At 64.9% G+C, this 24,168-nt stretch carries 22 protein-coding genes; 8 read left to right on the top strand and 14 right to left on the bottom strand.

Annotated elements, in window-relative coordinates; genetic code table 11:
• Positions 1–11 precede the first annotated feature (11 nt).
• Complete coding sequence (locus AAFG13_RS31340; protein ID WP_249131925.1) at positions 12–710, bottom strand: hypothetical protein; 699 nt, start codon at positions 708–710, stop codon at positions 12–14.
• Positions 710–1,849 carry a patatin-like phospholipase family protein gene (locus AAFG13_RS31335; protein WP_342709195.1) on the bottom strand — a complete coding sequence of 380 codons (1,140 nt, stop codon included), beginning with the start codon at positions 1,847–1,849 and terminating at the stop codon, positions 710–712. Before AAFG13_RS31335 ends, AAFG13_RS31340 begins: the two co-directional genes overlap by 1 nt.
• Before the next feature lie 398 nt (positions 1,850–2,247).
• Here AAFG13_RS31335 and AAFG13_RS31330 point away from each other — a divergent pair, with 398 nt between their 5' ends.
• Complete coding sequence (locus tag AAFG13_RS31330) at positions 2,248–3,672, top strand: toll/interleukin-1 receptor domain-containing protein (protein WP_342709194.1); 1,425 nt, start codon at positions 2,248–2,250, stop codon at positions 3,670–3,672.
• Positions 3,673–3,711: 39 nt separating this feature from the next.
• Here the strand turns inward: AAFG13_RS31330 and AAFG13_RS31325 are convergent, their stop codons facing one another.
• The 3 genes from AAFG13_RS31325 to AAFG13_RS31315 all read right to left on the bottom strand — a co-directional run bounded on the left by AAFG13_RS31325 (position 3,712) and on the right by AAFG13_RS31315 (position 5,907).
• The gene (locus tag AAFG13_RS31325) at positions 3,712–4,449 is read right to left on the bottom strand and encodes a hypothetical protein (protein ID WP_212314099.1); all 738 of its coding nucleotides are present in this window, start codon (positions 4,447–4,449) and stop codon (positions 3,712–3,714) included.
• A gap of 108 nt (positions 4,450–4,557) precedes the next feature.
• Complete coding sequence (locus tag AAFG13_RS31320) at positions 4,558–4,815, bottom strand: hypothetical protein (protein WP_212314100.1); 258 nt, start codon at positions 4,813–4,815, stop codon at positions 4,558–4,560.
• Between the two features lie 114 nt (positions 4,816–4,929).
• Entirely contained in the window at positions 4,930–5,907 is a 978-nt protein-coding gene (locus AAFG13_RS31315; RefSeq protein ID WP_342709193.1) for a nitronate monooxygenase, read from the bottom strand.
• A gap of 87 nt (positions 5,908–5,994) precedes the next feature.
• Between AAFG13_RS31315 and AAFG13_RS31310 the strand changes: the two genes are divergently transcribed.
• Positions 5,995–7,557 carry an AMP-binding protein gene (locus AAFG13_RS31310; RefSeq protein WP_342709192.1) on the top strand — a complete coding sequence of 521 codons (1,563 nt, stop codon included), beginning with the start codon at positions 5,995–5,997 and terminating at the stop codon, positions 7,555–7,557.
• Between the two features lie 256 nt (positions 7,558–7,813).
• Here AAFG13_RS31310 and AAFG13_RS31305 read toward each other — a convergent pair whose 3' ends face one another.
• The 7 genes from AAFG13_RS31305 to AAFG13_RS31275 all read right to left on the bottom strand — a co-directional run bounded on the left by AAFG13_RS31305 (position 7,814) and on the right by AAFG13_RS31275 (position 14,310).
• Positions 7,814–9,922, bottom strand: a complete 2,109-nt coding sequence (locus AAFG13_RS31305) for an ATP-binding protein (RefSeq protein WP_342709191.1) — start codon at positions 9,920–9,922, stop codon at positions 7,814–7,816.
• A 237-nt stretch (positions 9,923–10,159) separates the two neighbouring features.
• On the bottom strand, positions 10,160–10,933 hold the full coding sequence (locus AAFG13_RS31300; protein ID WP_342709190.1) for a thioesterase family protein: 774 nt from the start codon (positions 10,931–10,933) through the stop codon (positions 10,160–10,162).
• The gene (locus AAFG13_RS31295) at positions 10,933–11,904 is read right to left on the bottom strand and encodes a nitronate monooxygenase family protein (protein WP_342709189.1); all 972 of its coding nucleotides are present in this window, start codon (positions 11,902–11,904) and stop codon (positions 10,933–10,935) included. The genes AAFG13_RS31300 and AAFG13_RS31295 overlap by 1 nt, the downstream gene beginning before the upstream one ends.
• Before the next feature lie 170 nt (positions 11,905–12,074).
• Entirely contained in the window at positions 12,075–12,575 is a 501-nt protein-coding gene (locus AAFG13_RS31290; RefSeq protein ID WP_212314356.1) for a hypothetical protein, read from the bottom strand.
• 124 nt (positions 12,576–12,699) lie between these two features.
• Positions 12,700–13,281, bottom strand: coding sequence for a YqaA family protein (locus tag AAFG13_RS31285; RefSeq protein ID WP_212314108.1), 582 nt, complete (start codon positions 13,279–13,281; stop codon positions 12,700–12,702).
• Between the two features lie 63 nt (positions 13,282–13,344).
• A complete protein-coding gene (hisE, locus tag AAFG13_RS31280; protein ID WP_173643796.1) occupies positions 13,345–13,746 on the bottom strand; it encodes a phosphoribosyl-ATP diphosphatase in 402 nt (133 codons plus the stop codon).
• 123 nt (positions 13,747–13,869) lie between these two features.
• On the bottom strand, positions 13,870–14,310 hold the full coding sequence (locus AAFG13_RS31275; protein ID WP_342709188.1) for a hypothetical protein: 441 nt from the start codon (positions 14,308–14,310) through the stop codon (positions 13,870–13,872).
• A 307-nt stretch (positions 14,311–14,617) separates the two neighbouring features.
• Here AAFG13_RS31275 and AAFG13_RS31270 point away from each other — a divergent pair, with 307 nt between their 5' ends.
• The 6 genes from AAFG13_RS31270 to AAFG13_RS31245 all read left to right on the top strand — a co-directional run bounded on the left by AAFG13_RS31270 (position 14,618) and on the right by AAFG13_RS31245 (position 22,210).
• Positions 14,618–15,628: an ABC transporter substrate-binding protein gene (locus tag AAFG13_RS31270; protein ID WP_342709187.1), complete on the top strand. Its 1,011-nt coding sequence runs from the start codon at positions 14,618–14,620 to the stop codon at positions 15,626–15,628.
• Between the two features lie 138 nt (positions 15,629–15,766).
• Complete coding sequence (locus AAFG13_RS31265) at positions 15,767–17,545, top strand: glucan ABC transporter ATP-binding protein/ permease (RefSeq protein WP_212314116.1); 1,779 nt, start codon at positions 15,767–15,769, stop codon at positions 17,543–17,545.
• A 197-nt stretch (positions 17,546–17,742) separates the two neighbouring features.
• On the top strand, positions 17,743–19,173 hold the full coding sequence (locus AAFG13_RS31260) for a D-alanyl-D-alanine carboxypeptidase family protein (RefSeq protein WP_342709186.1): 1,431 nt from the start codon (positions 17,743–17,745) through the stop codon (positions 19,171–19,173).
• Between the two features lie 175 nt (positions 19,174–19,348).
• Positions 19,349–21,031: a long-chain fatty acid--CoA ligase gene (locus AAFG13_RS31255; protein ID WP_212314118.1), complete on the top strand. Its 1,683-nt coding sequence runs from the start codon at positions 19,349–19,351 to the stop codon at positions 21,029–21,031.
• Between the two features lie 27 nt (positions 21,032–21,058).
• Entirely contained in the window at positions 21,059–21,616 is a 558-nt protein-coding gene (locus tag AAFG13_RS31250; RefSeq protein ID WP_342709185.1) for a DUF924 family protein, read from the top strand.
• Positions 21,617–21,724: 108 nt separating this feature from the next.
• Complete coding sequence (locus AAFG13_RS31245) at positions 21,725–22,210, top strand: peroxiredoxin (RefSeq protein WP_050419364.1); 486 nt, start codon at positions 21,725–21,727, stop codon at positions 22,208–22,210.
• Positions 22,211–22,738: 528 nt separating this feature from the next.
• Here the strand turns inward: AAFG13_RS31245 and rnhA are convergent.
• Together rnhA and AAFG13_RS31235 are read right to left on the bottom strand one after the other, a co-directional pair.
• Entirely contained in the window at positions 22,739–23,200 is a 462-nt protein-coding gene (gene rnhA, locus AAFG13_RS31240) for a ribonuclease HI (protein WP_171947839.1), read from the bottom strand.
• Positions 23,188–24,168, bottom strand: coding sequence for a homoserine kinase (locus tag AAFG13_RS31235; RefSeq protein WP_342709184.1), 981 nt, complete (start codon positions 24,166–24,168; stop codon positions 23,188–23,190). Before AAFG13_RS31235 ends, rnhA begins: the two co-directional genes overlap by 13 nt.

Here is a 24,168-nt window from a genome sequence, read left to right as displayed (position 1 = left end):
TTCGAAATCTCCTAGTCCCATAATTTTCTCGTATCCAGCCAGTAAACCCACGTCGTCTTGCGCCCCGCCTCATCCATCAGGTGCTTGGCGCCGCCGGGTCCATCGCCGCCTTCGCCGTTCCACAGGCAGACAAAGGCGAGCTTCTTGTCGCCAAACCGGGCGGCCCGCTCCAGCATCCATTGATTGTCGCGCTCGTAGGCGTTCTCGCCGGCCGGCAGCGGCCCCAGTTCGTCGGGCATGACGTGTAGCGTAGCCTTCGATTTCGCCGCGAAATAGCGCGCGCGCCAGTTGCCGCCGGCGAAATCGACCGAGCCGGCAAGGAACGTCGGTTCGTCGAATGGAATATAGATTTCAAGCCGCATGCCCTGCGCGAGGGCGGCTTCCGCAAACAACAGGTCGCCGCCGCAGGCGCCGCCGCAAATGGCGAGATCACCTTTGGTGACACCGATCTTCGCAAGTGCGTCGGCAATCGCAGCGGCGGCCGCGGGCTCCTTGTCCGGTGGAAAGCGTGGCGTTTTTCGATCTGGCGCATCGATCATGTGACCGCTGAAGAGAACCACCGTGTTCGGTGACTTGGCGTCTTGTTCCGTGGCCATCGCGGCACCTCGACTCATGATTGGATCATTGTGTCCAGGTGACGAACTTAACTGAAGCCAAATTCCTTGTCGAAGCCGGGATCCGCGTGTCGTGACGCGCGTTGCGCGCGGCATCACGTGAGATCGAAGGCCTGTGGGAAATGTTCCGGCCTGACCTGCTCCTTCGCAGCGAGCTGTCCGATCCCGGCGAGTTCATCCATGTTCTTCGGGTCGTCCATTGCGGCGACCTTCGCAAGCGCGTCCGGCGTCCGATCGATGCGGAGCTTCTCCTTCAGCCAAGCCGCTTCCAGCAGCACGTTGTAGCGCGCATAGGTCGCGAGTTGCGGCCCGTTCTGGCTGTCCGCTATCATATCCGTCACCGCGCGATCGATCGGCCACGGCGTCAGGCAATTGGTCAGCCATTGCAGCATGCCGTGATTGTGCCGGCTGCAATCGTCCATGAGCGATTGCAGCGAGCGCACGCCCTGCTCCGCCGCCGGCATGTGAAGGATCTGCTCCGTCGGGTAGGTCGACCTGAATACGCCGGTACCCGCCGAGATCAGCAGCAGCTTGTCCTTGCCGGTATGCCAGCGAAAGCCGTGGCCATGGAGTGCCGCGAGCATCAGGAGTTGCAGAGCCGGATCGTTGAACGGACTGACGCCGCCGTCGACGAAGGCGCCGTTGACCGTGTGACCGTCGCGCGCCGAGATCGTGATCTCCTCCGGTTTGAAATAGGTTGGCGCCGCGGTGCTGGCGCGCACCGCTTGGGTCAGCCGCAACGCGCCGTCCTGCTTGGCAAAGACCGCGTCCGGATTGTTATGCAGCGGCCAGGGACTGCCGGTATCGAGCCGCTTGGTCATGATCATCAAGCCGGTGCGGATGCGATCGCCGCCGATCACGGTGTCGGCGCCGAGCTGCGCATCGAGCGCGAGCTGCAAGGCGTCGGAATTGAATTTCGGCGCCAGCAGCCCCCGCCGCCAGAACGATTCCTGAAAGATGTCCGTGCCGATCGAGCGATAGAGCTTCTTCAGGGCGTCCACCGTCATGCCGCAGGCGAGCCCGGCCGCGATGATCGATCCCGTCGAGGTACCGCCGATCAGATCGAAATAGTCGCACAGCAGCAGGTCGTTGTTCTTGTACCGCTCGCGCAACTGCGTCTCAATCACGGCCAGATATTCGAGCGTCAGAACGCCGCGAATGCCGCCACCGTCGAGCGCCAGTATCCGCTTCGGTCCGGCTTCACGATCAAGATGCTGCTGCTTGGTCTTCGGCATAATTGCCCCCCGACTATGACTTTTGCTGATCTCGATACGGCCGACCGATCACGGCCGAAGGCTCAATTGGTCGTGCGTCCAGGCGCGAACGGCGCCAGGCCATGAAATGAAGCGATGCATTCAAATCGACACATCAGCTGAGTTTCGAAAAATTTTAGCCAGTCCGCATCGGAGCACGACAAGCATCGCGAGCCGGTTCCCTGGGTATCTTGCACATGGCACACCCTAAGGTATAGTGAGATACATCACTGGCTGGCGGTTTTTCTTTTTCGCGCCCGGCGATCGCAGATTTCAGAGACGAGCTATCATTCTGTCCGCGGCAGGACGTGCAGCCGCGGCATTCGGCCGATGAGACACGGCCAGCCGTCGCATCAAGTTCATGCAGATCGGATTTTGCCATGCCAAATGATTTCTCGGTCTTTATCAGCCATCGCGCCGAAGACAGATTTCTCGCGCGCCTGTTGAAGGCGCGGCTCGAATATCTCAGCAGCCTGGACGGTCAGCGTTCGGTGGAATGCTTCGTGTGCGAGGAAATTCCCGGAGGCACGGAATGGCGGCAATGGATGATCGACAACACGGCGAAGGCCGACTGCCTGATCTTCATTCACACCAATGCCGAGCACAACTGGACGTGGTGCGCGTCCGAGATCGCCCAGTTCGATGGCTACAAACGCGCGCTGAAGCTCATGTCAAAGGTGCTGTGGTTCTCGGTCGATAGCACACCCTCGTTTCCGATGCTGGCAGAGAACGAGTTTTACGGGATCGGCGAGGACGAGGTCCGGCGGTTTCTCGAAGATCTGTTCGTGCGGCCGACCTTCGGTGCCGTGCCGCTGCGGCCGAAACTGAACGCCAATCACGCCCGCGACTTCAACGAGGCGGTGAAGGACCTGCACGCGCAGTTCATGCAGATCACCCGCCCGGAAGAGCTGTTTCGTCTGCGGCTTCGCATCGTGTTCAGCGACGAATTGTCGTTCCGGCAGAAGGCCGATGCGCTGAAGGCATTGCCGCCGTCAGACCGTGCGCGCGGATTCCTGACGGATGCCAGGCTGGAGGCGGATCCCGCCACCACCACGCTGCTGTCCGGCCCCGACGCGGCTGATCTCGACTGGGACGACCTGCTCAGCGCACAAAACCGGTATGACAGTGGCGCCTGGCTCGACGAGTTGACGAGCTACGTCGCGAACTCGTTCTCCGACGTGGACATTGCCAGCCGGCGAAACCGCGAGCAGGTCCTCAGTCCGATCTTCCGCGATTTGAAGCTGTATCAACCGGTCATCGCCCGGCTCGAATATCTCGACAACACGCCGTTCTCGGTCGTCATCATCTTCGTGCCGATGCCGCCATTCAGCGAGGATCCAAGACTGATGGTCGCGCAGAACATGCCGAAGGACATCGTCTTCCTCTCAATCCTGCTGCGACTGGCGCGGCGCTTCCGATGGTCGTTTCTCGAGCCGCTGTACAACGCGGTCGAGAACCTGGACGATGATTTCAGCGCCAAGCGATGGGACGATCTGCTGCAGCGCTACCACGAATGCCTGGAAAACCTCGATTCGATCCTGCGACAGGGCAACATGCGCGAGCTCGAGACCGTCGGCGATATCAAGTCGACGATCAACATCTCCGACGATTCTCTCTTGAAGGAGATGTTCAAGGATTGGGGGACGTTTCAGACCCGGCTTGCGCAGGCCATCGAGAAGAAGTCGCCGGGCGATGTACGGCAGACGCTGGAGCCATGGCTCAAGCGCAACAAGGACTTCATGAAGCAACTGCTGGTCGAAACCCAGGGCAAGGTGGACAAGCTGCGTCCGCTGGAGGCCCACTAGAACACGCCGACAGCAGGTCGGCGCGGCCGACCCTTGCGCTCAGATCATCGAAGCGACGCGTTCGAGGCCGATCAGGCGCGCCAGCGAGCGGACCTCGTTCTTCTGATCCTCGCGGAGCTGGAACAGCAGCGGCATCGCCGCCGACTTCAGCTGCTGGACTTCCTCGGAGTCGGGATCGATCGGCATGGTTCCCGATGCGGGATCGCCCTGGCGCTTGGCGTGGATCTTGCGCGCGACGGCGCGCAGCGCAGTCTCGACCGCCGGCCAGTAATACTCCTGCGATGACGACAGCTTGAGCCGATCCTTGATGCCGGCGATCTGCGCATCGCTGAGCAGGGCGTAGGTCTTCTGCGGCGCCGGCTTGGCGGCCGCCTTGGGCTTCGGCAGCGCGGCGGGGGCGGCCGGCGCCGGTGCGGCGGGCTCGGCGATCTGCGGCTGGGCCGCATCGACGGGGTCATTGATCTTCGGCAGGCCGATATCGGCAGGCTCGGCGGAGGCATAGGCCTGGCGCACAATATCGGTCGCGCCCGGGATCGCGGCTTGCGCCCGCAGCAGGAGCGGTGACGGACTGGCGGGAGGCTCGGCCGGCCGTGGCGCCTCGAAGGCGGCCGTCGCGAGCGTCGTGACCGCAAGCTTGTCCTGCTTGCTGGCGCGATTGGCGACCGGACCAATGTCGGCCTGCGCCGCGGGCAGGCTGTCACGGCCCAAAATGGCTGTTATCGCGGCGCCGGCGAGGAGGAAGCAGGTCAGCGCGGCGAGGGTGATGGCTCTGGTCAAAAACTACTCCATTCCCGGCCGGTGTTGCCGCAAACTGCGCGAGAAATGCGGCGTTACCGTGCCGTGACAGCGCCAAATAGGTGAAATCGTCCCGAAACGGCCCGAAAATCAGGCCGCGGCGTCAAGCTCATAGGCTTCCTGGATGTCGGCCACGATCTCATGTGCCGTCCAGAGGGCACCGGGCTGGACCGAGTGCAGGCTGACCGTCCAGTTGGTGCGGCGGGTGCGCGGCGTGCTGACGATGTCGAATTCGACCTGACGGCACAGCGGATGCCGCTGCAGGGCGTAGAACACGCGGGTCCGGAGATCGTCGAGCGATGCCGGGGTCTTGGCCGAATCCCTGGCGAAGAGCGCCTCAAAAGCCATGTCGCATTCCCACAACTGCCGGGCGGCCAGCCGCGGCTGGCGGACCATCCCTGGTGCATAGTTGGGACTGGCATGGTTAATGCCGCGTTAAGCGGACAGGCGGGACTTGATCGGTCAGACGAGCCGCACCCGCGCGCTCGCCACCTCGTACTCCGCGAGCGTCTGGGCCAAGAGATCATCGACCGCGAGCACCCCGGTCACCCCTGAGGTGGAATGACCGCCGCTCCAGATGTCGCGCCAGCGCTTCGGCCGGCTTTCGCGGGCGCCGATGTCGATATCCTTGCCGATGTCGATCGCGCCGCGCGCCGGCAGGTCGTCGGGATCGAGGCCGGCGGCCTCGATCGAGGGCCGCAGCATGTTGGTCTGCAGGCCCGTGAAGGCCGTCGTGAGCAAGATGTCATCAGCGCTAGAGTCGACCAGCATCTGCTTGTACCTCGCGTCCGCCATGCTCTCGCGCGTCGCGATGAACTTGGTACCCATGTAGGCGAGATCGCAGCCAAGCGCCTCCGCGGCGCGCAGCGCGTGGCCGTCGCTGATGCCGCCGGCCAGCACGATCGGGCCGTCGAAGAATGCACGCACCGCACGGACGAACACGAACGGATTGAGCCAGCCGGTCTGCCCGCCGGCGCCCGCCGTGAGCAGCACGAGCCCGTCGGCGCCGGCCGCGACCGCGCGCTCGGCATGACGGATCGAGGCGACGTCGGCGAACACCGCTGCGCCGGCATCGTGCAGAGGTGCGAGCACCGGCGCCGGCGAGCCGACCGAGGTGATCACAAGCTCGGGCTTGTGCCGCAGCAGCACCGCGAGATCCTGCGCCAGCCGCGTGTTGGAGCGGTGCACGATCAGGTTCGGGCAGATCGGCGCAGCCGCCGTGCCGCTCGCGTCGGCATGCGCCTGCAGGCGGCGCGCGATGTCGCCGAGCCACGCATCGAGCTGTTCCGTCTCACGGCAATTCACCGTCGGAAACGAGCCGATCACGCCATTGCGGCAGGCAGCTACCACCAGCTCGACGCCCGACACCAGAAACATCGGCGCTGCGATCAGCGGCAACCGAAGGCGATTGCGAAAACGCGCGAGAGGATCAGCGGACAAGTTGTTTCTTCCCTGCATCATTGTGTTAGCGTTATCGCCAACATTGGCACGAGAGAAGCCAAAGACAAAGGCAGGAGGGACAACGAGATGAGCAATCCGCTCTATGCATTTCCGGCAGTGTGCGAGCAGACCTTGCGGGCGCTGGCGCGCTACCCGTCGCGCACGGCCTTCGCCTGGCCGGGCGGCTCGCTCAGCTATCAGGGCGCGACCGATTTGATCGGACGGATGCAGAGCGTGTTCATGCGGCTCGGCTTTGCGCCGGGCACCCGCGTCGCGCTGCTCACCGCCAACCGCGCCGACAGCTGGTGCGCCGGCGTCGCCGCGCAATTGTCGCGGCTCGCGATCACCTGGCTGCACCCGCTCGGCTCGCTCGACGACCAGCTGTTCCAGATCGAGGACTCCGAGGCCGAGATGCTGATCGTCGACGGCATCACGTTTCGCGATCGTGGCGGCGAGCTCGCCGCCAAGGCCGCCGGCCTGAAGACCGTGTTCACGCTCGGCCCGGCGGATTACGGCGCCGACCTGTTGCAGGTAGTCGAGGATGCCGGCAGCGCGACCGCGAAAAACTTCGCCCGCGAGGACGACATCTCGACCCTGAACTACACCGGCGGCACGACCGGCAAATCCAAGGGCGCGCTGCGCTATCACCGCGAATATGGCGGCTTCGCCGCCGCCATCCTCGCCGACTTCGAGATTCCGGAGACGCCGCGCTACCTGACGGTGGCGCCGATCAGCCATGTCGCCGGCACCAAGGTGCTGCCGACGCTGATGCGCGGCGGCACCGTGCACATGCTGAAGGGGTTCGATCCGGAAGCCGTGTTCAAGACCATCGAGCGCGAGAAGATCAACTTCACGCTGTTCGTGCCGACCATGATCTATGTGATGCTGGATCATCCAGCGCTGCCCAAAACCGACCTCTCCTCGCTCGAGCTGTTGCTCTACGGCGCCTCCGCGATGTCTCCGAGCCGGCTGGTCGAGGGCATCGAGCGGATCGGCCCGGTGTTCTCGCAGCTTTATGGCCAGACCGAATGCTACCCGGTCTCGGTGCTGCGCAAGGCGGACCATGACCCGAAGACGCCGGAGCTGTTCCTGTCCTGCGGCTTCCCGATCACCGCCTGCCAGGTGAATATCCTCGATCAGGACGACCAGGAGGTCGCGACCGGCGAGGCCGGCGAGATCTGCGTGCGCGCCACGCATGTGATGGCCGAATACTGGAAGCGGCCCGACATCACGGCGGAGACCCTGAAGAGCGGCTGGCTGCACACCGGCGACATCGCCCGCAAGGACGAGCGCGGCTACATGTTCATCCTCGACCGCAAGAAGGACATGATCGTCTCCGGCGGCTTCAACATCTTTCCACGCGAAGTCGAGGATGTCTTGTCGCAGCACGCCGACGTCGCGATGGTCGCGGTGGTCGGCGTGCCCGACGACAAATGGGGCGAGGCCGTCACCGCCGTCGTGGTGGCACGCGAGGGCGCTGTGCCCGACGCCGACGAGCTGATCAGCCTCGTGAAGGCAAAGAAGGGCTCGGCGCACGCACCGAAGCAGATCCAGTTCGTCAAGGAGCTGCCGATGACCGGCGTCGGCAAGGTCGACAAGAAGGTGCTGAAGGCGCGCTTCTGGTCCGGCCGCGACCGCATGGTGGGGTGACGTTCACGCCGCATTCGTCATTGCGAGGAACGACAGCGACGAAGCAATCCAACTTCCCCGAGACGAGACATGGATAGCTCCGCTTCGCTCGCAATGACGTAGACAAAGAGCTGCGAACACCAATCCTTCCCCGTCATCCTGAGATGCGCGCGATTGCGCGCCTCGAAGGATGCACGGCCCCGATATTTCAGCGCGCGTCCAGCCTACCGCGGCAACAACCGGGCCGCCGCCCTTCGAGACGCCGCTTCGCGGCTCCTCAGGGTGACGGGGAGAGAGCGCTGGGACTTGCGACGGGAGGGAGCTGCCCAGCCCCCTGCCCCAGCAGCTGATCGAGCCGCTCGCGCAGCTGATCCTGGTGGTAGGGCTTGGCCAGCCGCGGCAGGTCGACCTGTGTGCCGTCGGGCAGTTCGGCATAGCCGGTGGCGAGCAGCACGACGAGATGCGGGCGCACCTCGCGCGAGGCTGCGGCCAGTTCGAGGCCGGTCATGCCGGGCATCACGTGATCGGTCATCATCAGGTCGATCTCCTGGTCGCTCCTGAGGATATCGAGCGCGTGCGGTCCGGAACTGGCGCCGATCACGCGATGGCCGAGGTCCTCCAGCATCTCCATGGTCGACATCGCGATCAGTGGATCGTCGTCGACCAGCAGGATCACCGCCGATCGCTTGATTTTCTGCGCCGCCGGCGCCGGGCTCTCGACCGCCGGCGCTGTTGTCGCGACCGGCAGCACCAGCACCGCCGTGGTGCCCTTGCCGACCGCGCTCGACAGCTGCAGCGTGCCGCCGAGCTGCACCGCGAGCCCGTGCACCATCGACAGGCCGAGACCGGTCCCCTTGCCCACCGGCTTTGACGAGAAGAACGGCTCGATCGCCCGCTTCAGCACGTCCGGCGACATACCGGTGCCGCTGTCGACCACCGACAGTTTCAGGTAGCTGCCCGGCTGCAGCGCGGGATCGTTTTTGGCCTGCCAGGCCGCGAGACGGATTTCGATCACGCCACCATCCGGCATCGCATCGCGCGCATTGATCGCAAGGTTGAGCACCGCAAGCTCGAGCTGGTTGGTATCGACGCAGGCCGCCGGCAGTCCGTCCGGGATGTCGAGCCGCAGCGTGATGCGCGGCCCGAGCGAGCGCTCGAGTAACTCACTCATGTCGCGCACCAGCGCGCCGAGATCGACCGGCACCGCGCGCAGATCCTGCTGCCGTGCGAATGCCAATAGCCGCTGCGTCAGCGAGGCACCGCGCTCGGCACCCTGCAACGCGCCATCGACCAGCCGGCGCAGGCGCGGGTCCTCCGGCATCCGCTTGCGCAGCAGATCGAGATTGCCCATCACGGCCATCAGCAGATTGTTGAAGTCGTGCGCGACGCCGCCGGTAAGCTGGCCGATCGCCTCCATCTTCTGCGCATGGCGGAGCTGTTCCTGCGCCCTCTCGCGCGCGGCGACCTCCTTCATCAGGTCGGCGGTGCGCTGTTCGACCCGCTGCTCCAGCGTCGCGGTGAGCTCGGCAAGCGCGGTGCGCTCCGCGGCGAGCTGTGTCAGCAGCGCTTCGCGCTCGATCTCCGCGGTCTTGCGCGCGGTGATGTCGGAGCAGACCCCGACCAGCGATCGGATGCTGCCGTCGGGCCGGCGCACCGCGCGGGCGCGGACATCGACCCAGTGCTGGGTGCCGTCGGGCCAGATGTTGCGATACTCGATCCGGTAATCCGCGCCGGTGCGCAGCGTTTGCTCGACAATTTCGCTGCGGCGGGCGCGGTCATCGGGATGCACCGCTTCGAGCAGATCCTGATAGGTGAAGGGGCCGCGAGGCTTGCGCCCGAAGAATGTCTTGCAGGTCGGCGACGCCTCGAGCTCGAAATCCGGCAGATGAAGTTCGAGCGCGCCGAGATGGCCGGCATCGAGCGCGGTCTGCAACAGGTCTTCGCTCTCAGTCAGGTCTTCCAGTATCTGGCGGGTCTGGTACTGGCGGCGGCGGCCGCGCACCGCCGCGGCGACCAGGCTCACCAGCGTGGTTGGATGGAACGGCCGCTCGATGAAGGTGACATTGCCGAGCGCGCGGCCGAGCCGCGCCGCTTCGGGATTGCGCTCGGGCCCGCCCTTCTCGCTCATCAGCACGATGGGAAAATCCGACCATGACGGCTGCTCGTTCAGCCAGCGCGTCAGGCCGACAAGGTCGGCGGTCCTGATCGCCTCATCGGCAATAATGGCAAGGCCCGCCCCGCTTGCGACCTGGTGCTCGAACTCGGCGAGGTCGCCGCAGATGTTGGCGTAGTAGCCGGCTTCCTTGATCAGGTGGGCAGTCTTGACGGCGTCCCGCTCGCTCGCGGCGAGGATGACCGCGCGTTCCGAGGACGGGCCGGGCTTCACCGCGTGGCTCCGGGCCGCTCCGGAGCGCCGATACCGGCCACCCGCAACGCACGGGGCCGCCGGACGGCCTTGGCCAGGAAACCGGCGGCGAGATCGATGCGCGTCATGACACCCCCTAACGAGACCAAAACTCGTTGGTGCCGCCAACCGTTCCGGACGCGCAGGGGTATTTTTGCACAGGGGCGGCCGCTGCGGGCTGCCCTTCTCTCCATTGTGGCGGCTGAAACCGGCCCGGCGCTAGCGCCGCTCGATCACGAGGCTCTGGACGGTACGGCCGAAATAGCCGCGCTGGTCGGCGAGCCGCGACATCGCAAGCCCTGCGCCGTCAGGCCCGATCCAGGACTCGCTGTCGAGCAGGACCCAGTCGCCGACCGGCTCGCGCGCCAGACTCACGGTGAGATCGGCGTTGATGAAGGTCCACTGGCTGAAATCGAGTGCCGGCGAAACGCCGTTGGAGAAATCCGAGGCGACTACTGCACGCATCGCCTGCGAAACGGCGACGCCTGCGATCAGCGGCTGGTTGACGCGGAACCAGATCGCGCCCGGGCCCAGCACGCCGAAGCGGCCACGCGCGGCGCGCATCGAGATGTTTTTCACGAACGGACTATTCGCGAGGTTACCCGGCTCGACGATGCTTTCGTCGGGGCCCGACAGATCGACCGGAAGGGCCGCGACATCCGGCGGCAGCTCGGCCGCCTGCTGCTTGATCTTGAGCACGGTGGCCGAGACGACGAGAACGCCGTCGGCGAGCAGTCTGACGCCGCAGAGCTGGATCTTGCGGCCGTCGCGCAGGATCTCGCTCGAGACCGTCAGCGGCGCCACCGGCACCGGACGCATCAGGTCGATCGTGACCCGCGCGATCCGCATCGGCGCCGGCGTGGGGATGGCTTCTGCGGCCCACACCACCAGCGCCGCCGGCGCGGAACCGTGCTGCATCCGCGGGTCCCATGGACCCGCGGCATCCGGACTGGTGACGACGCGGTCGCCGTCAACGCGAAAGATCGGCTCCATCAAGCAAGCGCCGGATCGACCGCTTCGTCATACTCTTTCTTGAAGCGGGCGATCAGCTCGGCCGCGGGCACCACCTTGGAGATGCTGCCGACGCCTTGGCCGGAGCCCCAGATCTCCTTCCAGGCCTTCGGCTTGGCGCGCTCGCCCGACGAGTCAGTGCCGAAGCTCATCTTCGAGGGATCGGAGGTCGGCAGGTTTTCCGGATCCATGCCGGCGGCGACGATCGACGGCTTCAGGTAATTGCCGTGCACGCCGGTGAACAGATTGGAGTAGACGATGTCCTCGGCGGACGAATTGGTGATCATGCTCTTGTAGCCCTCGACCGCATTCGCCTCTTTGGTCGCGATGAAGGCGGAGCCGATATAGGCGAAGTCGGCGCCGATGATGCGCGCTGCGCGAATGGCGCGGCCATTGGCGATGGTGCCCGACAGCGCGATCGGCCCGTCGAACCACTGCCGCGTCTCCGACACGAACGGGAACGGCGACAGCGTGCCGGCATGACCGCCGGCGCCGGCCGCAACCAGGATCAGACCGTCGGCGCCCTTCTCGATCGCCTTGTGCGCGAACTTCTGGTTGATCACGTCGTGGAACACGATGCCGCCCCAGCCGTGGACGGCCTGGTTCAGCTCCTCGCGCGCGCCGAGCGAGGAGATGATCATCGGCACCTTGTGCTTCTCGCAAAGCGCCATGTCGTGATCGAGCCGATTGTTCGACTTGTGCACGATCTGGTTCACCGCGAACGGCGCTGAGGGCCGTTCCGGATGCGCCTTGTCGTAGGCGGCAAGCTCTTCCTTGATCCGGTACAGCCATTCGTCGAGCAGTTCCGGCGGCCGCGCGTTCAGCGACGGAAACGAGCCGACCACGCCAGCCTTGCACTGGGCGATGACGAGGTCGGGAACCGAGATGATGAACAGCGGTGCCCCGATCACGGGAAGAGACAGGCGGCCCTTGAACAGAGCAGGCATGGACATTGGCGGCGGATCCTCAAGTTGGTTGGTCTCGATGCTGACCGTCATACCAACAAGGCAATCTTTCCAGTGTCAAGTATTGCGTTACGGCGCTGCAAAAAGGATGACAAAACCTCATCCAGACGCCGTGTTCTCGGGCACATCTGGCATCCCAGATGCGGTTTCGACCACCTTTATTGGCAGACCGCCCGTGTCACGAAATTCTCCGTCTTGCAGTCGTTCGGCCCGCGCTTGTGGCCCGGCAGATAGACCAGCGGCGAGCATTTCTCGGAGGCGTCGGTATCGATGCTCTTGCCTTCCTTGAACCCCTTGCTCTGGCACAGCCGGTCGGCGCCGATCTTGCAGTCCGGCGCGCCGTTCGAGGCCACCACGCAGGCCGCGCGCCCGGTCACCATCGTCGAGGGGCGCGCGATGTTCGACAGATCGTTGATGGTCTCGCCGGGGCTCTTCAACGACGGCAGCGCCGACTTCGACTTCTCGAACAGCTTTCCGATTTCGTTGATCAGCCCGGGATTCTCGCGCTCGACCGGCGCCGGCGGCAGCTCGATCTGTTGTTGCTGCGGAGACTCAGCAGGCTGCTGCGCCGGCGATTGCACGCCGAGTGCGGGCGGCGCAGTCTGCGCCCGTGCGCTGTCGGTCGCAGCCAGCGCCATCGACAGCGCAAGGCCCGCCATCGCAACGCATGCCTTGGCGGGATTGAGTCTCGCGAGGTTCACCGGTCGTCGATTCCATCAGCCAACGCAGCGACCGTAGTCCGAAGCTGTCCGCGAGCAAAGACGCGAACAGCTAGAACTTTGGTCAGATCAGCTTGAATGCGACAACAAAGCCCAGCACCAGCACGATCGCGCCGATCGCGACCCACAGGCCGAGCCGCTTCTCGAGCTCGGCGCGGATGACATCGCCATAGCGGTTGAGCAGCACCGCGACAAAGAAGAAGCGGCCGCCGCGTGCGACGATCGAGCACAGGATGAACAGCCAGATGTTGTAGCCGGCAAAGCCCGACGTGATCGTCACGAGCTTGTAGGGGATCGGCGTCAGCCCCTTCACGAGGATGATCACGGCACCCCATTCGGCATAGGAGGCGCGGAACGCGTCGACCTTGTCGGAGAGGCCATAGAGATGGATCAGCCATTGTCCGAGCGAGTCGTAGAGCAGCGCGCCGATCGCGTAGCCGAGCACGCCGCCGGCGACCGACGCGACGGTGCAGACGGCCGCGAACCACCAGGCCCGCTTCGGCCGCGCCAACGACATCGGCAACAGCATGATGTCAGGAGGGATCGGGAAGAAGGAGCTCTCGGCGAAGGCGACGGCCGCGAGAATCCAGAGTGCGTAGGGCTTGTCGGCCGCCGCGACGCACCAGTCGTAAATCCGTTTCAACATGGGCGCGATGAACCATCATGGAGCGGATTTGTCCATGCCGGGAATGGATCGAATTTGGTTGATTTACGACTGCCGTTTGCGCAGCCGGTTCTCCAGCGCGACAATTCGACGCCGAACCACCGGAACGGGCGCGGTCTTGGGCAGCTTAACTGGCGACTTCGGCAGCTTCTCGGCGATCCCGAGCAGCCGCTCGCGCCGCTCCATCTCGCGCCACACATCCCCCGGCTTCACGCCGGCCGATGCCCACAGAACGGTGAGATTGTAGAGCAGGTCCGCGCTCTCGCGGACGACGGCGTCCGGCTTGCCGCTGACGGCGTCGATCACGACCTCGACCGCTTCCTCGGCGAGCTTCTTGGCCATCTTGGCCGGCCCGCGCTGGAACAGCCGTGCCGTGCGCGACGTAGCCGGATCAAGATCCTTGGCCACGATCACCGCCTGGTAAAGCCGCTCGATCGAATCACTCATCCTACGAGCCTAGTCGAAACGCGTCGCCAGCGTGTTAACGGGCGAGCCGACGACGAAAAATCCACCGGCCTCGCAGCCGGTGGATCCGATCCTTTGTGACAGTTCTGAGAACCGACGACGGTGTCAGTACGGCGTATAGGGCAGTGCCGAGCGGTGCCCGTAATAGCCGTGATAACCATAATACGGTCCGCCGCCGTAATAGGCCGGGCCACCACCATAATAGGCGGGACCACCGTAGTAGCCCGGGCCGCTGTCGTAGCCATAGGAGTCGTAATAGTCGCGACGGTTCTGGGTTGCGGCGATCGCCAGACCCGTGCCGACGATCCCGGCGAACACGGCCGCAGCGGCCGCACCACCGCCTCCGCCACGATAGTAGCGACGGCGCGCGCTGATATCGGTCGCGCTGGTCGTGCCGTGCGATGTGGTCACGGCGGCCGCCTTACCCGCCGGAGCAGAGCCTGCGAACGCCATCGTCGGCTCAACGACCGTCAACGCCACCGCGGCAACCGTTGCCAATGTGGCTGCGCGGCCAATGGACGAAAAAACACCCTTTCGCGCAAACATTGTAGTCATCCTTTATGGAAGCCGGCCCGACGGGCCCTGGTGAGCTAACCACTGCCTCTAGATTAGGTTCCCCAAACCGAATGCAAGCTGAACAACCTGAGGTGAAATCGAGGCAGTCATCGGCCGTTCACCTTGCCTGGGGCAGGATGCCGGCAAATAACGCTTGAAATTGATGCTTGAATTGCACCCTGCCCTGGCGCATTCGATGTCATGAAGCAGGCGCAGCCGGCGCGGCACTTTGTCTCGCCTCCCGGATGTCATGATGCAGGTAAGTCGGACCACCGTTCTCCGCTGGATACTGGCCGGCATGATCGGCCTTTTGGGCGGCGTGTGGCCGGCCGTCACACCGCTGCGAGCCGGCGATGCGCCGCAGCCGCTCACCATCCAGTTCACGCTCGACCGTCCGCTTGATGCTGCCGCGGCCCCATTCGTGATGGCGTCGGCCGGCGGCCTGTTCAGCGCCGAGGGCCTTGCGGTCGGCACCAACGTCGCCACCAGCTCGGCGGACGCCATCGCGCGCGTCGCCGACGGCTCAAGCGATTTCGCCCTCGTCGACATCAACTCGCTGATCCGCTTTCGCGACAAGCCAGGTGCTGCCCCGGTCAAGGCGGTGTTCGTGCTGTTCAACCAGGCGCCTTATGCGATCATTGCCCGCAAGAGCCGGGGCATCAAGGCACTGACCGACATCCAGGGCAAGAACCTCGGCGTCGCCGAGGGCGATCTTTCGATCCGGCTGTGGCCCGCGGTCGCCAAGCAGAACGGCATCAAGCTCGCGAGCGTGAAGCAGAGCACGATCAGCGCGGCGGTGCGCGAGCCGATGCTTTCCGCAGGCCAAATCGATGCCGTAACCGGCTTCTCCTATCTCTCGGCAATCAATCTGCGCGATCGCGGCGTGCCCGCCGACGATCTCGCGGTGCTGCGCTTCGCCGACTATGGCTGCGAAGCCTATGGCTTTGCCGTGATCGTCAGCCCGCGCCTTGCGGCGGCGAAGCCGGACGCGGTGAAAGGGTTCGTGCGCGCGGTGATCGGCGGCACCAACCTCGCGGTCAAGGACCCGGCCCGCGCGGCGAGCGAGGTGGTGAGCCGGATGGATGGCGGTTCGCGCGACCTGGAGCTCGAGCGGCTGGGCGCCATCATCCGCGACAACATCCTGACCGGGGAGGTGAAGCGCGACGGCCTCGGCGGCATCGAGGCGGAGCGCTTCGAGCGATCGCTCGACCAGCTCGCGGAGGACTTCAAATTCCAGAAGCGGCCGCACGCTGCCGACATCTTCGACGACCAATTCCTGCCGCCGATCGATGGCCGGCTGGTGAATTGAAAGTCGCCCTCTGCGCAGTCGTCATGCCCGGCAAAGCGCGGAGCGCGATGCGTCATCGCCCGCTAGCCCTGCATCCCGAACCCTGATTAAATTGCGTCCCGCCTGACCGGGCGCCCACCGCTGACGAGTCCCGCCGGCATGTCCATGCTCCGCCTCTATACCCGCGTCCTCGAACTGCTCGGCAAGGAGGCGCGGCTCGGCTGGATCCTGGCCGCCGCCAACATGCTGCTCGCCGCTGCGCAATTCGCCGAGCCGGTGCTGTTCGGCAAGATCGTCGACGTGCTGTCGGGCCGGCCGGTCACCGGGCTGTTTGCGACCTCCTCGGCTTGGCCGCTGCTCGCGGCCTGGGCGGCGTTCGGCCTGTTCACGATCGGCTGCAGCGCGATCGTCGCGTTGCAGGCCGACCGGCTCGCACACCGCCAGCGCCAGGCCGTGCTGACGGATTATTTCGAGCACATCCTGCAGCTGCCGCTGACCTTCCACTCCGGCACCCATTCCGGACGGCTGATGAAGGTGATGCTGAACGGCACCGATGCGCTGTGGCGGCTCTGGCTCGGCTTCTTCCGCGAGCATTTCGCCGCCATCATATCGCTGATCGTGCTGCTGCCGCTCGCGCTCTACATCAACTGGCGGCTGGCGATCCTGCTGTTCGCGCTCTGTGTCGTGTTCACCGTGCTGACCACGCTGGTGGTGCGCAAGACCTACGGCATGCAGAGCGAGGTCGAGGCCTATTACAGCGACCTTTCGGCGCGCGCCTCCGACGCGCTCGGCAATGTCGCGCTGGTGCAGAGCTTCGTGCGGATCGATTCCGAGGTGCAGGGCCTGCGCTACGTCGCCGACAAGCTGCTCGCAGTGCAGATGCCGGTGCTGTCATGGTGGGCGCTGGTCACCGTGATCACGCGCGCCTCGACCACCATCACGGTGCTTGCGATCTTCACGGTCGGCATCGCGCTCCACAACGAGGGCCTCACCACGGTCGGCGAGATCGTGATGTTCGTCTCGTTCGCCACCATGCTGATCCAGAAGCTCGAGCAGGTGGTCAGCTTCATCAACAATGTGTTCATGGAAGCGCCGCGCCTGCAGGAATTCTTCGACGTGCTCGATGCGGTGCCGGCGGTGCGCGACCGTCCGGGCGCGGTCGATCCCGGCCGGCTGTCCGGGCTGGTCGAGTTCAACGACGTCTCGTTCTCCTATGACGGCAAGCGGCCGGCGATCGAGGACCTCACCTTCACCGCATTGCCCGGCCAGACCATCGCGCTGGTCGGCTCGACCGGCGCCGGCAAATCCACCGCGATCGCGCTGCTGCATCGGGCGTTCGATCCGCAATCCGGCATCATCGAGATCGACGGTATGGACATACGTGCTCTGAAGCTGACCGCGCTGCGGCGGAACATCGGCGTGGTGTTCCAGGAGGCGCTGCTGTTCAACCGCTCGCTCGCCGACAATCTGCGCGTCGGCAAGCCCGATGCGACCGATGAGGAGCTGCGCATCGCCGCGGCGCGCGCACAGGCGCTGGATTTCATCGAGCGCAGCGAGAAGAAGTTCGACACCCATGCCGGCGAGCGTGGCCGCATGCTGTCCGGCGGCGAGCGGCAGCGGCTATCGATTGCGCGTGCGCTGCTCAAGGATCCGCCGATCCTGATCCTCGACGAGGCAACCAGCGCGCTCGACGCCGTCACCGAAGCCAAGGTGAATGCTGCTCTCGACGAAGTGATGAAGGGCCGCACCACCTTCGTGATCGCGCATCGTCTCTCGACCATCCGCTACGCCACCCGCATCCTGTTGTTCGACCAGGGACGGGTGATCGAAAGCGGAACTTTCGATGAACTGGTGGCGAAAGGCGGGCGTTTTGCCGAACTCGCGCGGGCCCAGTTCATGGTCCAGGACCAGGCGCGCGCCGGCATCGAGGCACCATAATTCTCCCCTTTCCAACTGAGGCGGCTGCCGAAATTCAGCCGATTTCGTCCACGATATAATTGGCCGGCCTCTGTTCTCAGCTGGCAAGCCGGTATAGGTTTGCATCGCCGCAATGCGGCGCCGGACACGCTTGAAACCCGTACGTCACATCGCAAGACCTCCTTCTCGAAGGCGGGTCTCAAAGGACCGGAACCGTCGTGTATTTTCCTCGCCCGCTGCGCCCGTCGTTGAAATGGATTTTGGCCGTCGCGATGCTCGCCATCGCAACGCCGCAGATCGCGCAGGCCGAGGCGCTGCTGGTCGTCGAGGCCGATACCGGGAAGGTGCTGCAGGCCGACAACGCCACGATGCCGTGGTATCCGGCCTCGCTCAGCAAGCTGATGACCGCCTATGTGGCGCTGAAGGCGGTCAAGGATGGCCGGTTGTCGCTCGACACGCTGCTCACGGTGTCGCCGACCGCGTCATCGCAGTCGCCCTCGAAGATGGGGCTTCGGCCCGGCACCCAGGTCACCGTCGACAACGCGCTCAAGATGATGCTGGTGAAGTCGGCCAACGACATGGCCGTGGTGTTGGCCGAGGGCATCGGCGGCTCGATCGACGGCTTTGCCGGCGAAATGAACCAGACCGCGCAGAAGCTCGGCATGACGCAAACGAGCTACGTCAACCCGAACGGCCTGCCCGCCGACGGCCAGATCACCTCGGCGCGCGACATGGCCATCCTCGCCCGCGCCATCATCCGCGACCTGCCGGAATACGAGTATTTCGTCCACATCCCGTCGATCCGCTTCGGCCGCCGCATCACCCAGAACTTCAACAAGCTGATCGGCCGCTATCCCGGCGCCGACGGCTTCAAGACCGGCTTCATCTGCGCCTCCGGCTACAATCTCGTGGCGTCGGCGACGCGCGACGGCAAGCGGCTGATCGCCGTGGTGCTCGGCGCCTCCTCGGGCCGCATGCGCGCGATCCGCGCCGCGCAGCTTTTGGATCGCGGCTTTGCCAATAACGGGCTGGCGTGGCTGCGGCCCTCGCTCGGCACCGTCGACAATCTGGTGCCGATCGATTCCACCCCGCCGAACCTGCGCGAGGAGATGTGCGGCGCCAAGCACAAGCGACCCGCCAGCGACGAGGACGGAGAAGACACCGTGGCCAGCGCCGGCGCGAGCACCAACGGCGACAGCGGCGTGAGCTTCTTCGCCTCGGGCCTGCAGGCCGCGATGCCGACAAAACCGGCCGACCTGCTGGCGCAGCCGGCGGCGGCGTCCGAACCGGTCGTGGTTTATACGGGACCGACCAAGACCGGCGCTGCATTGATCGCCGCGGTCGACGCCGACACCGAGAAGCTGCAGCCGGCCAAGCGCGCCAAGGGCAAGCACACCCGTGTCGCCGGCAAGAAGTCCGATGCGGCTGATGACGCCAAGGGTGACAGCAAGAGCGCCTCCAGGTCGGACAACAGGCCGGCGGCCAAGCCGGTGCGTCACGCCAACGCCAAGCCGGATGCCGCAGCTGCGAAGCCCGCCGCGGACAAGCCTGCCGCTGCAAAGCCTGCCGGCAAGCCGGCGGCGGCGGCAAAGCCTGCTGCGAAGCCCAAGGCCGAGAAGCCGAAGGCCGACGCCAAGCCGGCAGGCTAGCAGAGCGCCACCCCCTCCGATCTCCCAATGCGTCGATAGCGCGCAGCGGCTTGCCATTGGCCGCGGCATCGCTCAATACTGCCTGAAATAACGCGGCCAAGACACGGTCAAGGGTCGGAAAACCCGGAAGCAATCCGGGACATCAGCCAAATTTATATGAGAGGGAATAGCCATTATGGAGCGCATCTGGCTCAAGCATTATCCGGCCGGCGTGCCCGCCGATATCGACGTCACGCAATATTCGTCGCTGGTCGAATTGCTGGAAGAGAGCTTCAAGAAGTTCGCCGATCGCAAGGCGTTCATTTGCATGGACAAGGCGATCACCTATCGCGAGCTCGACGAGATGTCGACGGCCCTCGGCGCCTACCTGCAGAGCAAGGGCCTGCAGAAGGGCGCACGCGTCGCGCTGATGATGCCGAACGTGCTGCAATATCCCATAGCGACCGCCGCCGTGCTGCGTGCCGGCTATGCCGTGGTCAACGTCAATCCGCTCTACACCCCGCGCGAGCTCGAGCATCAGCTCAAGGATTCCGGCGCGGAAGCGATCATCGTGCTGGAGAACTTCGCCACCACCGTGCAGAAGGTGCTGCCTAACACCGCGGTGAAGCAGGTGATCGTCGGCAGCATGGGCGACCTGCTCGGCTTCAAGGGCGTCATCGTCAACCTGGTGGTGCGCCGGGTGAAGAAGATGGTGCCGGCCTGGTCGATCCCGGGTGCGGTCAGCTTCAACGAGGCGCTGTCGGCCGGCCGCGGCATGAAGCTCAACAAGCCGGTGCTGACGCGCCAGGACGTCGCCTTCCTGCAATACACCGGCGGCACCACGGGCGTTTCCAAGGGCGCCACGCTGATCCACCAGAACGTGCTCGCCAACGTGCTGCAGAATGACGCCTGGCTGCAGCCGGCGCTGAAGAAGCCACCGATCGTCGACCAGATGGTGATCGTCTGCGCGCTGCCGCTCTATCACATCTTCGCCCTGACCGCGTGCTACCTGCTGGGCGTGCGCTCCGGCGGCACCAATCTGTTGATCCCCAATCCGCGCGACATGGCCGGCTTCATCAAGGAGCTGGCGAAATATCAGGTCAGCTTTTTTCCGGCAGTCAACACGCTCTATAATGGCCTGTTGAACACGCCAGGCTTCGACAAACTGGATTTCTCCAAGCTAAAGATCGCCAATGGCGGCGGCATGGCGACGCAAAAGCCGGTCGCGGAGAAATGGCTGAAAGTCACGGGAATCTCGTTGTCGGAAGGCTATGGGCTGTCGGAAACCTCGCCGACCCTGACATGCAATCCCGCGACGATCACAGAGTTCTCCGGGACGATCGGCCTTCCGGTCCCCTCGACCTGGCTCTCGATCCGCGACGACGACGGCAATGAACTGCCGCTCGGCGAAGCCGGCGAAATCTGCGCCAAGGGCCCGCAGGTGATGTCGGGGTACTGGAACAGGCCTGACGAGACCGCCAAGGTGATGACGGCGGATGGCTATTTCCGCACCGGCGACATCGGCGTGATGGACGAGAAGGGCTATACCAAGATCGTCGACCGCAAGAAGGACATGATCCTGGTGTCGGGCTTCAACGTCTATCCGAACGAGATCGAGGAAGTGCTGGCGAGCCATCCGGGCGTGCTCGAATGCGCCGTGATCGGCGTCCCCGACGCGAAGTCCGGCGAGGCGGTGAAGGCCTTCGTGGTCAAGAAGGACCCGAGCGTCACCGCCGAGGACATCATCAAGTTCGCCGCCACCCAGCTCACCGCCTACAAAGTGCCGAAGCAGATCGAGTTCAGGGCCGACCTGCCGAAGACCAATGTCGGCAAGATCCTGCGCCGCGAGCTGCGCGACGAGAAGAAGGCCGCGGCGTAAGGACGAGCAAGCGGGCGTTGGACGGACATGACTGACGCTCGCATCGCGACGCCCGCCGACGTCATCGCGTTCTGGCGAGAAGCCGGCCGTGACCACTGGTACACGCACGACGACACCTTCGATGCCGAAATCCGCAGCCGCTTCCTTGCCACCTGGCAGAAGGCGGCTGCCGGCGAGTTGTCGTCATGGGAGGCGAGCGACGAGGGCGCGCTGGCGCTGACCATCGTGCTCGACCAGTTTCCGCGAAACCTGTTTCGAGGCGACGCCAGCACCTTTTCAAGTGACGCGCTGGCGCGCGACGTGGCAAGGCGCGCCATCGACCGCGGCGTCGATGCGCGGACCGACCCGGTGCTGCGCGAATTCCTCTACCTGCCTTTCGAGCATTCGGAGGACCTCGACGACCAGCAGCGCTGCGTGACGCTGTTCCGGCAATATGATTGCCATCCCGACAACCTGAAATATGCCGAGGATCACGCCGACATCATCCGCCGGTTCGGCCGCTTCCCGCACCGTAACCGGGTGCTGGGTCGGGAAACCACCGCGGAAGAGCAGGCCTTTCTCGACGCCGGCGGGTTTTCCGGCTGATGACGGAACGGTGACTGCGCTTCGGCATTGCCGTTCCTGCAGCAGGCCGTATTGTGCGGTCCAACCGCCGGGTTTAAGACAATTCCGCTTCACCGAGGGAGAACAACGATGACGATCAATGTTGGCGATAAGCTGCCGGAAGCCAAGTTTCGCGTAATGACCGCCGAGGGTCCGCAGGTCAAAACCACCGACGACATTTTCAAGGGCAAGAAGGTCGCCCTGTTCGCGGTGCCCGGCGCCTACACCGGCACCTGCCACAAGATGCATCTGCCGAGCATCTTCCTCAACGCCTATGCCATGAAGAACAAGGGCGTCGACACCATCGCGATCGTCTCGGTCAACGACGCCTTCGTGATGAACGCCTGGAAGCGCGACACCGACCAGCGCGACGAAGCCGTCTTCCTGGCCGACGGCAATGCCGACTTCGCCAAGGCGATCGGCATGGAGCTCGACGCCTCCGGCAACGGCCTCGGCATCCGCTCCCACCGCTACTCGATGCTGGTCGAGGACGGCGTGGTGAAGAAGCTCAACAAGGAGCCGGCTCCGGGCAAGGTCGAGGTCTCCGGCGGCGACACGCTGCTCGGGCAGCTCTGAGCTGACGCTTTCGCCGCAACTGGCTATCATCGCCCGGCTCGACCGGGCGATCCAGTACGCCGCGGCCTCACGTTTCAATTGCCGATGTCTCTGGAATACTGGATCACCCGCTTTCGCGGGCGATGACAGTTGTGGGAATGGGGGTAGCCGGGATCGCTGGTCCGTAGGATGGGTAGAGCGCAGCGAAACCCATCGGCTTCGTGCGGCGCGGGGCGAGTGATGGGTTTCGCTTCGCTCTACCCATCCTACGCAGCTACTGGCTGTCATCGCCCGGCTCGACCGGGCGATCCAGTACGCCGCGGCCTCTCGTTTCAATTACCGATGTCTCTGGAATACTGGATCGCCCGCTTTCGCTGGCGATGACAGTTGTGGGAATGGGGGTAGACGGGATCGCTGGTCCGTAGGATGGGTAGAGCGCAGCGAAACCCATCGCCTTCGTGCCGTGTATCGAGATGATGGGTTTCGCTGCGCTCTACCCATCCTACAGTTACCCACCCTACGCAGCCGATACGCGGCGCGACCGTGCGCCTACCCCTTCAACCTTGCCATCGCCACGCCTTCGCGCGCCAGCTCGTCGGCGCGTTCGTTCTCGGCGTGGCCGGCATGGCCCTTGATCCAGTGCCAGCGCACCTCGTGCGGCTTCAGCGCGGCGTCGAGGCGCTGCCACAGCTCGACATTCTTCACCGGCTTCTTGTCGGCCGTGCGCCAGCCATTGCGCTTCCAGCCGTGAATCCATCCGGTGATGCCCTGGCGGACGTACTGGCTGTCGGTGGTGAGGTCGACCACGCAGGGCTTCTTCAGGGCTTCCAGTGCCGAGATCGCCGCCATCAGCTCCATGCGGTTGTTGGTGGTGTGCGCCTCGCCGCCCTTCAATTCCTTCTCGACGTCGCCGAATCTGAGGATCGCGCCCCAGCCGCCCGGTCCGGGGTTTCCGGAGCAGGCACCATCGGTAAAGACAATTACATGCGGCTTGTCGCTCACGCCACGCATCCCGCCGGCGTGATGCCGTAGTCGTTGATCGCAGCGACGTTCTGGTGGAAGCGCAGCTTGCGGACGTATTCCAGCGGGTCCTTCGGCTGCACCAGCGCACCCGCGGGCACGTTGAGGAAATCGACCAGGCGCGTCAGCAGGAAACGGAGCGCGGCGCCACGCGCGAGCAGCGGCAGCGCGGCCTCCTCCGCCGCCGACAATTGCCGCTCGCGGTTATAGGCATTGAGCAGCGCGCGCGCCTTGGTGACGTTGAAGGAATGATCCGGCTCGAAGCACCAGGCGTTGAGGCAGATCGCGACGTCGTAGGCCAGGATGTCGTTGCAGGCGAACGGAAAGTCGATCAGGCCCGAAAGCTTGTCGCCGAGGAAGAAGACGTTGTCGGGAAACAGGTCGGCATGGATCACGCCGACCGGAAGGCCCGCCGGCCACGAAGCCTCGAGATGATCGAGCTCGCGCGCGATGAAGTCGTGCAGACCCGGCTGCACGCTGTCGGCCCGCGCCGCGGCAAGATCGAACAGCGGCCGCCAGCCGGAGACCGACAGCGGATTGTTGCGGACCAGCGGAAAGTCGCGGCCGGCCAGATGCATCTTGGCCAGCGCCGCGCCGACGCCGGAGCAATGAGCCACGTTCGGCCGCCGCGGCCACACGCCTTCGAGGAAGTTGATGACCGCTGCCGGCCGGCCGGCGAGCCGGCTATAGACCTCGCCCTTGCGGTTGCGCGCCGGCTGCGGGCACGACACCCCGCGCGCAGCGAGATGCGCCATCAGCGACAGGAAATACGGCAGGTCGTCCTCCGCCACGCGCTTCTCATAGAGCGTGAGGATGTAGGCGCCCTGGCTGGTGTGCAGCAGGAAGTTCGAATTCTCGACGCCCTCGGCGATGCCCTTGTAGGAGAGCAATTCGCCGATGTCGTAGCTCTTGAGGAATTCCGCGAGGTCTTCGGCGGCAACGTCGGTGTAGACCGCCAT

This window comes from Bradyrhizobium sp. B124, assembly GCF_038967635.1.
GTDB lineage: Bacteria > Pseudomonadota > Alphaproteobacteria > Rhizobiales > Xanthobacteraceae > Bradyrhizobium.
This window is presented reverse-complemented; position numbering and strand designations above follow the sequence as displayed.

What these genes read in the sequence shown, in the direction of transcription:
- AAFG13_RS31340 (WP_249131925.1), bottom strand. Translation starts at nt 710, where the DNA reads ATGCCGCGCGCAACGCGCGTCACGACACGCGGATCCCGGCTTCGACAA.
- AAFG13_RS31335 (WP_342709195.1), bottom strand. Translation starts at nt 1,849, where the DNA reads ATGCCGAAGACCAAGCAGCAGCATCTTGATCGTGAAGCCGGACCGAAG.
- AAFG13_RS31330 (WP_342709194.1), top strand. Translation starts at nt 2,248, where the DNA reads ATGCCAAATGATTTCTCGGTCTTTATCAGCCATCGCGCCGAAGACAGA.
- AAFG13_RS31320 (WP_212314100.1), bottom strand. Translation starts at nt 4,815, where the DNA reads ATGGCTTTTGAGGCGCTCTTCGCCAGGGATTCGGCCAAGACCCCGGCA.
- AAFG13_RS31310 (WP_342709192.1), top strand. Translation starts at nt 5,995, where the DNA reads ATGAGCAATCCGCTCTATGCATTTCCGGCAGTGTGCGAGCAGACCTTG.
- AAFG13_RS31300 (WP_342709190.1), bottom strand. Translation starts at nt 10,933, where the DNA reads ATGGAGCCGATCTTTCGCGTTGACGGCGACCGCGTCGTCACCAGTCCG.
- AAFG13_RS31295 (WP_342709189.1), bottom strand. Translation starts at nt 11,904, where the DNA reads ATGTCCATGCCTGCTCTGTTCAAGGGCCGCCTGTCTCTTCCCGTGATC.
- AAFG13_RS31290 (WP_212314356.1), bottom strand. Translation starts at nt 12,575, where the DNA reads ATGGCGGGCCTTGCGCTGTCGATGGCGCTGGCTGCGACCGACAGCGCA.
- AAFG13_RS31285 (WP_212314108.1), bottom strand. Translation starts at nt 13,281, where the DNA reads ATGTTGAAACGGATTTACGACTGGTGCGTCGCGGCGGCCGACAAGCCC.
- hisE (WP_173643796.1), bottom strand. Translation starts at nt 13,746, where the DNA reads ATGAGTGATTCGATCGAGCGGCTTTACCAGGCGGTGATCGTGGCCAAG.
- AAFG13_RS31275 (WP_342709188.1), bottom strand. Translation starts at nt 14,310, where the DNA reads ATGTTTGCGCGAAAGGGTGTTTTTTCGTCCATTGGCCGCGCAGCCACA.
- AAFG13_RS31270 (WP_342709187.1), top strand. Translation starts at nt 14,618, where the DNA reads ATGATCGGCCTTTTGGGCGGCGTGTGGCCGGCCGTCACACCGCTGCGA.
- AAFG13_RS31265 (WP_212314116.1), top strand. Translation starts at nt 15,767, where the DNA reads ATGTCCATGCTCCGCCTCTATACCCGCGTCCTCGAACTGCTCGGCAAG.
- AAFG13_RS31255 (WP_212314118.1), top strand. Translation starts at nt 19,349, where the DNA reads ATGGAGCGCATCTGGCTCAAGCATTATCCGGCCGGCGTGCCCGCCGAT.
- AAFG13_RS31250 (WP_342709185.1), top strand. Translation starts at nt 21,059, where the DNA reads ATGACTGACGCTCGCATCGCGACGCCCGCCGACGTCATCGCGTTCTGG.
- AAFG13_RS31245 (WP_050419364.1), top strand. Translation starts at nt 21,725, where the DNA reads ATGACGATCAATGTTGGCGATAAGCTGCCGGAAGCCAAGTTTCGCGTA.
- rnhA (WP_171947839.1), bottom strand. Translation starts at nt 23,200, where the DNA reads ATGCGTGGCGTGAGCGACAAGCCGCATGTAATTGTCTTTACCGATGGT.
- AAFG13_RS31235 (WP_342709184.1), bottom strand. Translation starts at nt 24,168, where the DNA reads ATGGCGGTCTACACCGACGTTGCCGCCGAAGACCTCGCGGAATTCCTC.